The 12,002-nt window shown below is 44.4% G+C and carries 10 protein-coding genes; 2 read left to right on the top strand and 8 right to left on the bottom strand.

The window, feature by feature from the left end; translation table 11 throughout:
* Positions 1–74 precede the first annotated feature (74 nt).
* The 3 genes from hutG to hutC all read right to left on the bottom strand — a co-directional run bounded on the left by hutG (position 75) and on the right by hutC (position 3,293).
* Positions 75–1,142, bottom strand: a complete 1,068-nt coding sequence (gene hutG, locus VIB_RS07955) for a formimidoylglutamase (protein ID WP_004395434.1) — start codon at positions 1,140–1,142, stop codon at positions 75–77.
* Complete coding sequence (hutI, locus tag VIB_RS07950) at positions 1,135–2,337, bottom strand: imidazolonepropionase (protein ID WP_004395433.1); 1,203 nt, start codon at positions 2,335–2,337, stop codon at positions 1,135–1,137. Before hutI ends, hutG begins: the two co-directional genes overlap by 8 nt.
* Positions 2,338–2,573: 236 nt before the next feature.
* Positions 2,574–3,293 carry a histidine utilization repressor gene (hutC, locus tag VIB_RS07945; protein WP_004395432.1) on the bottom strand — a complete coding sequence of 240 codons (720 nt, stop codon included), beginning with the start codon at positions 3,291–3,293 and terminating at the stop codon, positions 2,574–2,576.
* 206 nt (positions 3,294–3,499) lie between these two features.
* Between hutC and yqfB the strand changes: the two genes are divergently transcribed.
* The gene (yqfB, locus tag VIB_RS07940) at positions 3,500–3,799 is read left to right on the top strand and encodes a N(4)-acetylcytidine aminohydrolase (protein ID WP_004395431.1); all 300 of its coding nucleotides are present in this window, start codon (positions 3,500–3,502) and stop codon (positions 3,797–3,799) included.
* 130 nt (positions 3,800–3,929) lie between these two features.
* On the opposite strand, the gene VIB_RS07935 is transcribed toward yqfB, so the two are convergent.
* Complete coding sequence (locus tag VIB_RS07935; RefSeq protein WP_004395430.1) at positions 3,930–4,250, bottom strand: HI1450 family dsDNA-mimic protein; 321 nt, start codon at positions 4,248–4,250, stop codon at positions 3,930–3,932.
* A 2-nt stretch (positions 4,251–4,252) separates the two neighbouring features.
* Positions 4,253–4,819, bottom strand: coding sequence for an elongation factor P-like protein YeiP (yeiP, locus tag VIB_RS07930; RefSeq protein ID WP_004395429.1), 567 nt, complete (start codon positions 4,817–4,819; stop codon positions 4,253–4,255).
* A 206-nt stretch (positions 4,820–5,025) separates the two neighbouring features.
* On the opposite strand from yeiP, the gene VIB_RS07925 reads away from it, so the two are divergent.
* Positions 5,026–5,793, top strand: a complete 768-nt coding sequence (locus VIB_RS07925) for a nucleotidyltransferase domain-containing protein (protein WP_004395428.1) — start codon at positions 5,026–5,028, stop codon at positions 5,791–5,793.
* Positions 5,794–5,882: 89 nt separating this feature from the next.
* Here VIB_RS07925 and VIB_RS07920 read toward each other — a convergent pair whose 3' ends face one another.
* The 3 genes from VIB_RS07920 to VIB_RS07910 all read right to left on the bottom strand — a co-directional run bounded on the left by VIB_RS07920 (position 5,883) and on the right by VIB_RS07910 (position 11,899).
* Positions 5,883–7,169: an SLC5/6 family protein gene (locus VIB_RS07920; protein ID WP_004395427.1), complete on the bottom strand. Its 1,287-nt coding sequence runs from the start codon at positions 7,167–7,169 to the stop codon at positions 5,883–5,885.
* Between the two features lie 245 nt (positions 7,170–7,414).
* Complete coding sequence (locus tag VIB_RS07915; RefSeq protein ID WP_004395426.1) at positions 7,415–9,778, bottom strand: DNA polymerase II; 2,364 nt, start codon at positions 9,776–9,778, stop codon at positions 7,415–7,417.
* Positions 9,779–10,033: 255 nt separating this feature from the next.
* Positions 10,034–11,899, bottom strand: coding sequence for an Lnb N-terminal periplasmic domain-containing protein (locus VIB_RS07910; protein ID WP_004395425.1), 1,866 nt, complete (start codon positions 11,897–11,899; stop codon positions 10,034–10,036).
* Positions 11,900–12,002: the final 103 nt, after the last annotated feature.

Genomic DNA, 12,002 nt, shown 5'->3' with positions numbered 1-12,002 from the left:
TATCATCGAGGATAGATGAATGACCCACTCAGCCAGTATGGGGGCCGGTAATGAGTGAGTCGTTTGATTGAGCTTTAAATATCATCAGAAGGAGAGTCAGTGCTCTGAACTTCAACCGATGATGGGGTAGCGTGTGACTGCTCTTGGTGCTGGGTCATAGCACTGGCGATTTCCCAACACAGACGAGCAGCAAGTCGCGCCGTTTGATTATCGATATCGTGGCTTGGGTTATATTCAGCCAGATCGGCAATCAGCAGCTTATCAATATGGTGTTGCAGTAGATGATCGAAGTAGAGATGGAAATTATCTAAACTTACGCCTTGGGCAGCAGGAGCGCTGACACCGGGGGCGGTCGCCGCTGGAAAGACATCGAGATCGATGGTTAAGTAGAGATAATCACAATCGGCGATAAATGCATCCATTTTCTCGATTAATGCAGCGTAATTGCGCTCGTTGAGGGTTTTATCATCGACATACCAAACGCCAAGCTCATCGGCACGCTGGAATAGAGCGGTCGTATTGTTAGCACGGCTGACACCTAAGCAGGCGTAATGAAAATCCCAGCCGATTTGTTGACAGTGATCAGCGATTTGCATAAACGGAGTACCAGAGCTGGGCTTGATGGATACCTTCTCACTGCTAAAGGATCTGAGATCAAAGTGAGCATCAAAATTGATGATCGCGATCTTTGGAGTCTTCATGCCTTGTTTGAGTAAATGTTTTCCCAGTCCTTGAAAACTCGCCCATGCCACTTCGTGACCACCGCCAAGCACAATCATTGGTGAGTGTTGTAAACCGTCAGCAATTAACTGCGCACAACGGAGTTGGGATTGCTCTAAATCATCATCATGGCAGTGAATATTGCCCAAATCGCATAACGAGCTGGTATGGTGCCACGCTAAATTGGCTAATGCTTGTTTAATTAAATTCGGTGCATGTTTTGCGCCGATCCGCCCTTTATTGCGCTCAACACCGGCATCACATTCAAAGCCGACCAATGCAACGCTATGGGAGGCTTGGGTTAATTCATCAAGGTGTTTTATTTGCATAACATGGTGGACTCGCTGACCAAGTTCACCATCTTCAACATCATCACGACCTTGCCACTGATAAAGATGGGAAGGGGAAACGGAATTAGTCATGACAGAGCTCTCCATCAACCATACGGGCTTGTAAAGAAGGGATACCAACTTGATAACTCAATTCGGCAGGATGATTGAGTGACCAGAAGGCTAAATCGGCATCATAGCCGACGGCAATTTGGCCGCGGCTTGCCGCGACACCCAGTGCTTGTGCTGCATGAGTGGTAACCCCACGCAGCGCTTCTTGCGGGGTTAAGCCAAACAAGGTGCAAGCCATGTTCATCATTAAGGTCAGGTCGGCAAATGGTGAAGTGCCAGGATTGATATCGGTAGCAATCGCCATGGGTATTTGATAGCGGCGTAACCATTCAATGGGGGGCTTACGTGTTTCGCGTAAAAAATAAAACGCGCCGGGCAGTAAAGTCGCGACGGTCGTTGATTGTGCTAATGCTTGCACTCCAACTTCATCGAGATACTCAATGTGATCGACCGATAGGCCGTTATAGCGCGCCGTTAAAGCGCTGCCCCCGAGATTGGACAGCTGTTCTGTATGGCCTTTAATCGCTAAACCATACTCAATGGCACACTGAAACACTTGCTCAGTTTGCTTAAGATTAAAACCTACCGATTCACAAAACACATCCACACTACTTGCCAATTGCTGCTCTGCCACTTGTGGAATGATGCTTTGACAGATGAAATCAACATAACTATCGGCTTTACCGGCAAACTCAGGTGGCACGGCGTGGGCGGCAAGTAGGGTGGTGGTAATTTTCACTCGGCGGTGGGCTTCCAACGCTTTGGCGGCTTTGAGCATTTTAATTTCATCATCAAGTGTCAGCCCATAGCCAGATTTGATCTCGACACTGGTGATCCCGCTGCGTAATAAACCATCTAAACGAGGCAGTGCTAACTCGATTAATTGATCTTGTGAGGCTTGACGGGTGGCTTGCACCGTTGACATTATTCCGCCCCCTTGAGCGGCAATTGTTTGATAAGAGACGCCATTTAAGCGTTGTTCGAACTCATTGGCTCGTTGACCTGCATAAATAAGGTGCGTATGGCAATCAATCAGTCCCGGAGTGACTAACTGGCCTTGGCAATTGGTTCGCTGTGGATGGTCGGCGAAGGTATTTGTGGTGATGTCGGCAATTTTTCCGTCACGGATGACAATTGAAAGCGGCTCACTGGGTTGATAGCCGATATCACCAGCTTGCATACTCACTATACGCGCATTGGTTAAGACGTGTTCCATTTCCCCTACTTAGCGAGCCAGAGGTTCGCGATGATACCGACTTCCTTGCTACTTGAAGCTATAGCGACATTGGCTACGTTCGTTCATCTCAATTCAATCGCTTGTTTTTCGACCGTCTGAGAACGATTTTTCCAAACAGGTAACATTAGGTCGTTAAGGATGATTTAATGTATATACAATTAATAGGATTAACGGATGATGAATGCAATGGTAATGTTACAAAAATGTGATCGGCTCTATGGTTGTGAATAGACAATTTTCGAACTTAATTTGTACTTACTGGCCGGATGATAGAGCTGAGCGAAGCTCACTAAATGCTCACCACTCCAAGTGCGCCGATTAAGCAGCAAGCAAGGTTCGTTAGCTTTGAGTAGCAACGCTTCACTGATTGGTTTGTCAGCGATCAAAGCTTCGACCGTATGCTCAATCGCACTGAGTGGGCAGGCCTCGGAAAGGTATTGGTTAGGCGTAATATGAGTAAAGTCTTGTTGAAGGTAGTCAGGGGCATGCCTAGGGTTAACCCAACGAACTTCAAGTTGTAATGGTTGATCGTTCGCGTAATGTAATATTTCACTATAAAACAATGGAGTAGAGAGCATGACGCCCAATTGAGTTGCGAGAGTTTCATCGGCAATTAAAGGGTGATGAGCGCGAACTTTATTATGATAACGTTGACCTCGACTGACGATTTCCTCGGCAATATTGCGTATATCTAACAGTGGAGATTCGGCTTTTTCTGGTGCGACGCAGACAAAGGTGCCTAACCGTGGGCGACGTTGCAAGCGGCCTTCAGACACTAAATCTCGAATCGCTTTATTAACCGTCATGCGACTCACAGAAAATTGCTCAGTTAATTCCAATTCGGTGCTGATCCGTTCACCAACTGGCCATTGTCCGGATTCGATCTGGTGAATAATGTGCTGTTTAATTTGTTGGTACAGGGGTGAAGTAGGCATACAAATCCATTACATTTATTTATCTATACAAATGATTAATGAGTGAGCTAAAAAAAGCAAGCCTAATAGCTCGTATTTAGGGAAGGGCTATAGAGATAATTTTTTTGCGATTTAAAGCCTTCGGCTTATTCGCTATAGTGTCAGCTATTTCCAGGCTAATAAGAGAGAAGAATATGTCCGTATCCTCGACCAGTATTCCTACAGAAATGACTTTCTTTTCACGATTTGAAAGCGATATTTTAACCGGAAAAAAAGTCATCACTATTCGTGATCAAAGCGAGAAGGATTATCAACCGGGTTCTATTGTTGAAGTGAGTACCTTAGAAGAAGGGCGTTGGTTTTGCCGTTTAAAAATCATCAATGTTGAGCCGATCCAGTTTGATGACTTAAATGAGTTTCATGCTCAGCAAGAAAACATGACTTTAACTGAGTTAAAACAGGTGATCAGTGATATCTATCCGGAGATAGAAGAGTTGTATGTGATTCATTACCAGCTAGTTGAATAACGATTTTTGGCCACTTAGCGGTCATGTTCAGTCGATTTTTCTTTTAGGACAAAAAACAATGCCAACTCGTACTGAGTTGGCATTGTCGGTTAGTGGGTTAACCTAGATTAGTCGGCTAACAAAACGAATATTAGTCACGTTTCCAACGAATATGACAAAACTTTTGTTCAGGATCTCGGCTTAGCAATAAACGTGCAAAAACGTCATCCAGTACGTCGTTACTCTCATTGACCAATCCTATGCAAATTTCTGCATAGCGCTCTTTATCGACGCTAAAACCAACTTCCGCATCCCAATCATCACTAATATCAACCACTTCAGCTGCGCCGCGCTCATCGAACTGGGCAACAAAGAGCAGGACATCTGCTGGTTCAAGGTTATCTTCCGCCATTTCTAAGAAAATGTCGTAAGCGGTATCGATGGCTTCATCGTAAGAGAGTAAGTCTGTCATGCTCACGCTCGGTTCATGTATTTACGCTCAGCGGTATTGATCACAATGCGATCACCGTTAGCGATGTATTCAGGTACTTGCACCACTAGACCCGTGGCAAAGCGCGCTGGTTTAGTGCGTGAAGAAGCAGAAGCCCCTTTGATCGATGGATCGGTTTCTTCAATCACCATCTCTACAGAAGACGGTAATTCAATGGCAACGGGTTTACCATCAACCAGTACCACTTGTAGACCTTGAATTTCTTCAGTGATAAACAGCAGTTCATCTTCGATATCGGCTTTTTTGAAGGTGAATTGTGAGTAATCTGCATTATCCATGAAGATATAATCATCACCGTCGACATAAGAGAAAGAAACATTGCGTTTGTTCATCTCTACCGTATCAAGAAAATCGTCAGATTTATAACGTTCGTCGACGCGAGCACCTGTAGTTAGGTCAGTACAACGTAATTTGTAAATTTTAGAACCGCCACGGCCACCTGGAGTGGTGACTTCGATATCTTTGATTAACAATGTTTTGCCGTTAGAAATAATCGCAAAACCTTTTTTTAGTTCACTTGCCTTTGGCATGGAAAATACCCTTTGTGCTTGATTTCGGCGCATTATAACGAATGCTTTCCCAGAAAAGAAATGCTTCATGCGCTCCTGAAAAGAAAAAGTTGTTGTGCAGTGGAAATTGTCTTGCAAGACACGGTTGGTCATGATTTGGCTATTGATTCGAACGCGCGCATAGGAGAACATAACTTTATGTTTCACTTGTTGAGTTACTTTACGACATGACCTTGTCGCCTATTGATGCCAAGCAGCCTTTCCAAATTGATTATCAACCTGCGATTAAGGAGTTGGTCTCTTTTTTGCGCGCTGGATTAGGCGAGCAGCTACATAGCGTATATCTCTATGGCAGTGTGGCACGCAAAACTGCGCGTCCCAACTTTTCAAATCTGGATGTGATTGTGGTGACTTATGGTTCAATCGAGAACACTCGTACGACGTTAATCAATACCATTCGTTGGCGTTTTCAAAAACGCTTTGCGTTTATTACTGATGTCAGTTTTAAAACCGCTGAAGTGAAAGAAGTCGCGACGTTAGACAGTTTATTTTCTTGGGGTTTTTTACTGCGCCACTGTAGCGTTTGTGTCTATGGCGATAACCTCGCAGAATGTTTTGGTGATTATGAACCAAGTTGGGAAATCGCCAAGTATTGGAATATGGATGTCGAAGATTGGCTGCTGTTTTATCGTGATAAAATAGCCAAAACCCATGATGCCGCTCAACAGGCGAACGCTCAGCAGATGATTGCTAAAAAACTGCTTCGTGCCAGCTATTCATTGGTCATGTATCAGGACAAAAATTGGTTTGATGATCCGCGTCAGTGCGGCGAGCAGTTTTTACGTTATTACCCAGAGAAACAAACTGAGGTTGATCGCTTAAAAATTTTGCTGAAAGGGCGAGTGATCCCCAAGCGTTCGGTGATTGGTTTATTAGATAGCTTTGGTCCTTGGTTAATCAAACAGTATAAAAAAACTGAATTTAAAATTGGTTGATAGTCTGCGCATTCATTCTATTACGTTATAGAACGGTAAGTTATCAATACTTTTACTAACAACTTACCGACAGCGTCAGCGTCTCTTTCTTATAATAAGCCGTATACGGTTGCTGAGATCGCAATAGTCCCCATGATGACTACAAAGGTATTGCTGGTCAGTCCTCGATACTTTTCTAACGCGGGTATTTTTTGAATCGCGTACATTGGAATTATATACAAGATAAGAGCAATGATTGGACCACAGAGCACTTCTATCATTCCCAGTACCGATGGATTTAGTGTCGCGACAAGCCAAGTGGTCATCAGCATGACGATAACGGTCAACGTATTTATTGTACTGGGTTTAATGTTATAGCCTCGATGCTCAAAACCTTCACTGATTAAACGAGAACATCCTTCTTGTGCGCCAATATAAGTCCCTAAAAAGGATTTAGAAATGGCGATAAAAGCGATCATCGGGGCCATGATTTCAATGACGGGCGTATCTAGATAGTTGGCTAAGTAAGAGAGAATAGTGATATTTTGTGCTTTGGCCTCGGCAAGTTGCTGTGGCGAAAGCGTGAGTACGCAACTAAGTACAAAGAACATTACGCTCGCGACCATCATCATGTGTGCATAACCGAGAATTTGAGAACACTTTTTTTCTGCGAGTGTGTCACTATATTCTTTGCGTTTTGATTTAGCAAAGGTGGAAATAATGGGGGTGTGGCTAAAGGAGAAAACCATCACTGGAATGGTGAGTAAGAGCGTCCGCCACATATCGCCGCTGGTCACGGAGTGAAGGATAAGATCTTGGTTAAATATTGCGCCATTCCAATGCGGGATAAGATATAAAGCAAGGAGCATCAATACTGAAATGAAAGGATAGACCAGAATACTCATGGTTTTTACTATCAGTTCCTCGCCATAACGAACAATCCCAATCAGTGACATCAAAAGGCAAAATGACAGAATAAAGCGTGGCGGTGGGATTATTCCTAATTGATGCAGCATAAAGCTTTCGACAGTATTGGTGATGGAAACGCCGTAGACCAGCAAAATAGGAAAAATGGAAACAAAGTACAGTAAAGTAAAAATACGACCTGCTTTTTTTCCGAAATGTTCAGACATCACTTGGGTTATATCTGCAGCAGGATTGGTCGATGATAGAACTAAACGAGCTAAACCACGGTGAGCATAAAAGGTCATCGGAAAAGCCAGTAAGCCCATTAATATCAGAGGGATCAGTCCGCCAATGCCTGCATTAATAGGAAGAAAGAGTACACCAGCCCCAATTGCAGTACCATAAAGTCCGAGCATCCAAACGGTATCAGATTTTCGCCATGTTGAAGGTGATACGGTGGTTATCGTGACATCCTGTTGTGTCGATAGCATAGTTTTCTCCAAGTTTGCGCTGTATTTATTTTTATAGTTATGAATTATTGATAACTCTGAAATTAAGAACGACGAGGCTTACCATAAATGCGCTGAGGGAGAGAAACTGTGATCTTAATAGGCTTTCGTTTTTTCTATATAAAAGCTTTATTCCCTTACAAAGGGTAATGTTAATTATTTTCTTATTCAGAATAATGAGATGGGAAATGCGTTAATTTTTGGGGCTATTATATGAACTCGGGTTATTAAAATAACCCGAGTTGCGCGGCGGTGATTTGCTCAAACTGACGGTTAATAAAAGGCAAAATCGCATCGGCAACGGGTTTGAGTTGTTTATCAATGTAATGTTGGTAATCGATAGGGCTGGATAAGTACTGCTTAGGTTCAGGGCCATTAAGTGTCATACAGTATTCAATCGTGCCTTTATTTTGATATTGTAAAGCTCTACCTAAACGCGCATTGATTTCATCTGCTAGGCGAGCGGCGCGTACTTGAGGAGGCACGTTTTTTTGGTACTCGTGCAGCTTGCGTCGCAGGCGCTTTTGGTAGGTTAGCTGCTGATCAAACTCTCCAGCTAACGTTTGCTCAACGGTCGTGCGAATATACTCATCTGGCTGCTGATCGTGAAATATCATCCAATACAGTTCAGACTGAAAACGTTGGGCAAGAGGCGTCCAATCACTGCGGGCGCTCTCTAAGCCTTTAAACACCATTTTTTCCGCACCGGGCTCACCAATCAGGCCAGCGTAGCGCTTTTTCGACCCCGTTTCTGAGCCACGAATGGTCGGCATTAAAAACTTGCGGTAGTGAGTTTCATACTCCAGCTCTAAAAAAGAACTTAATCCGTAGGCTTGCTGAAGATGGGTTGCCCACCACTGGTTAATGTGCCAGACCAAGTCACGTCCGATTTTGTCAGCTTGTGTTTGGATAAATGCGCCACCTAATGAAACAAAGGTTGAATCGGTATCACCATAAATGACCTGATAACCTTGCGCCTCAATTAAGGTTTTGGTCTGCTTCATGATTTCGTGGCCGCGCATGGTAATACTTGAAGCCAGACGAGTATCAAAAAACCGGCAGCCAGATGATCCAAGTACGCCATAAAAGGAGTTCATAATAATTTTGATCGCTTGCGAAAAGGCGGGTTCGTTGTTTTGCTTAGCAATATCCCGAGCGGCCCACAGTGCTTCGATCATGGCTGGCAGAAAATGGCGCTGACGATGAAATTGGCCGCCACGAAATCCAGCGGCCGCTTGATGTGGTTTATTGCCGGCCTCAAGGGCTAGACCTTCAATCAGCCCTAAAGGGTCAATTAAAAACGAGCGGATAATCGAGGGGTAAAGGCTTTTAAAATCAAGTAGCAGGACCGAGTCATACAAGCCAGGACGAGAGTCCATTACGTAACCTCCTGGGCTAGCCATCCAGTTTTCCGAGTGTAGGTTGGGCGCGATATAACCTGCACGATGGAGTTGAGGAAGATAGAGGTTTGTAAACGCGGCGACTGAACCGCCAATTCTATCTAACTCTAATCCGGTTAATCGAGAGCGCTGGATAACAAAGTCTAATAAATGGGTATGCTGGAAAATCTTCTCGACTAAAATACAATCTTGCAGATTATAATGAGCGAGCTGGGGTTTATCTTGCCGGTAAAGTCGATTGATTTCTTCCATTCTATCATGCGGTTGAGTAATGGCTTTACCTTCTCCTAGCAGTTGACGGGACACGGCTTCTAAAGACCAAGAACGAAACTGATAGGTCGCCGTCTTCAAGGTATCGATTCCATCCAGTACTACGCGTCCCGGAATGGTAATAAACCCTTGGTTCGTTTGCGCAGCCGATCGAAAGTAACTGGCCTGCTTAGCTCGGCCAAGTTTCAGCTTTAATTGATGCCACTCGGCACGCTTATGCAGTAAGCGAAAGTCAAAATCAATCACATTCCAGCCAATGATCACATCTGGGTCGTAACGTTGAAACCAATCGACTAAAGCACTCAGTAAGTGATATTCATCGGCCACCCATTGGATGGTGGTTTCAGCGGACTGTGGCTGGCCGACCATGATCACACGACTATCGATGGGGCTATGCAGGCCGATGGAGTAGAGTAAGCCTTTCTCTGAGCATTCAATGTCTAATGAAACCACATGGAGTTGTGGTAAATAGTCGGCTTGTCGGCATTTTGCTTGACGGACTTGGCGATAGTCGCCGTAGTGGGTTATGGTGCCGGTAAACTCAAGGCTGCCTTGAATGAATCGTTCCATTAAATAGCGATCCGCCAGTTTAATATCGGCTTCTAAAGTGATGATATTCTCATGGTGGAGCGCTTGAGCCAGTTTGGATGCTTGATAATGGCTCGCAAAATAACAACCTGCCAGTGACTGTTGGTTAAAGTCTTTAAGCTCAAGAGGCCGAATATCAACGGTTATTTGCTGTTGTTTGGCGATGGCTTGGCAAGCTTGAATCTGCGTTTGTTCGATAAAGAACACCGCTTGTTCGCCCTCGATAATCAACTGTGTTGGCCCTTGATTTGTCGCCAGCCACAACTCAATGTGACTTTTACCGTTGATATCTTTTGCTTGGCGGGTGAGGACAAAACCTGATTCGAGAGTCACAGTCAACCTTATTGATGGCAGTATTTAGGCAGAAGATATCTTCCTTTGCTACTTGTCGTCTACCTGTAACATCAAGTCGTTTGGGGATACCTAAAAAATAGCAGAAGATAATACCATCTTCTGCTATTCGCGTCAGGACGCGTTGAGGTCGGTGTAATTTGAGGTTTTTCCGATAGTGGACCTTACCAAGTTCATGATATTTCTAAACTAAAGTGAACATTATTATAATGGGTCACTGCGATTTACTTGTCGCGCTTAGTAATAAAAATAACCAGTGATTTTTGCACTCATTTCTTCTTGTTGCCAATGCTGATAGCGAATTTCACTGCGCAGTGCCCAATGACGAGCAAGACTCCAGTTCCACGTCAAATTAATCTGGCTATGATGATCGGCAGCGCTATTCAATAAAGCCAAGTATTGTCCCTGTAACCCTAAACGGTGCTTGTCTGCCACTTGCCAGAGGACGCCTGCTTCCATCCCCACACCGGTGGTAAGACGATAATCGGTCAGTGAACCATGATTGAATGCCAGTGAGGCTAATCCATAGCTGTGTAAGTTATTGGGGTCACCCCATGCCTGACCATAACCACCTTGCACAAACCACCGTCCTTGACGTTGTTGCTGGCTTGGCTGGCGATCAAAACCAAGTCGCATATTCCATGATGCACTAGAGAATAGATTGTGATTTGGCGCTACTGTCATGGCATCAAGCAGATACAACTTTTCTAAACGTGTGGTGTTATGTTGATCTTGACTTAATTGTAGATCCAAAAAGCTAATTTGTGCGCCAGGAATAAAACCTTGCTGAGCATCTAATAAGTCGTGATAGGCGGCGCGCCACTCAAGATTTAACGCTGATGGTGTATGATGCCAATACTGCCCACCGATGCCGAGTCGTGCCGAACCATGCCCTTGTTCAGGAGAAAAAGCCGGTATCGGTACGGGCTCAAAAGGTGATGGGGCGTTGATTTGGCTACGCAGTCGTAATAATTTGGTTAGTCGCTGAGCTGTTGGATCGCGTTCTAAGCCTTGATCATACAATTGAAAATTGAGCCATTCATAAGCAAATTCATAAATCGTGGCTAATTCCTGATCGTTAAACTGGTTAGGGTCAGGAAACTGACCTTGTGTCGCCAGTTTTGCTGCTTGAAAAAGCTCTGGAGAGACTTGCTGTGATTGATGGATTAAACGAGTACCGAATGATTCCCGATAACGTGGGGTATCAATCAAGCCGCGTTTGGCTAAGGCGTTGACGGTATCCGATGGAATGGCTTGAAAAGGAAAATCTTCCACTAAAAAAAGATCATCGCGAGCCAATTCTAATAAAGCGAGCAGTTGGTAAGAGCAGTTTTCATCCAAGAAATAGTAATCAAACTCGGCTAATTGCATTTCCCATAAATGCAGCAGTACTCGTTCGACTTCTTGCTCAGTTAAATTCAAGGGGTATTCCCAAATATCACGTGACTCAATGTCATTGTATTCACGCACTTTGCGATAATAAGGCATCACAGTAAATCTGCCCGGATAAAAACCAAACAAACCTTTCATCGCATATAACGCGGGATTGTCATTGCCTTCGGGTTCGGCGGCAAAATTGATCGCAAACGCGACCAGCTCTTGATGACGAGTTTGATCTTTCGCATCAATCCGGAGCAGAGTATGACCAAACATCGAAGAGGGATTATTCATAAACGCAGTAGGAAAGACCAAAGTCATCCCTGCCGGATCGAGCACGGTGCGCCAATTGTCTAATTCTGGACAATTAAGCTGAGCTGTACGGCCTAATTGTGATTCTATCCATGTATAACGTGCCGGATAAGTGCAGCGAGCTTGCTCTGCTATGGTCGGGTCGGAATGATAAAGCGTATCTAATGTCGCCTGTAATTCGGCTTGCGGATTAATTTTACCGTCTTGAGCAAGGAAAAATGGCGTTGAATCGATGGTGCTGCGGTATCCTCCCCATCGAGGCAGATAGTGACCTAATTTTAGCCAATAAGGGTGTGTGGCGAGATCCATCGTGTTCAGTTCTGAACTGGCGAAGGCGGGGCGAGTTAATACTACGCTGAGTAAAAAGAACCCTAAGGAGCGCCAATGGCAGTAATGTCTAGCAGAAAGTCTCATACTTATCGTGTTCTTTGGGGGGACGAAAATAAATAAAGAGTGCCCTTATCGGGCACTCTATAGGTAGCTTATTCATCAACCTAAAACTCAGCCATTAGGCTTT

Origin of the sequence: Vibrio metschnikovii CIP 69.14, from assembly GCF_000176155.1 — a bacterium.
GTDB lineage: Bacteria > Pseudomonadota > Gammaproteobacteria > Enterobacterales > Vibrionaceae > Vibrio > Vibrio metschnikovii.
This window is presented reverse-complemented; position numbering and strand designations above follow the sequence as displayed.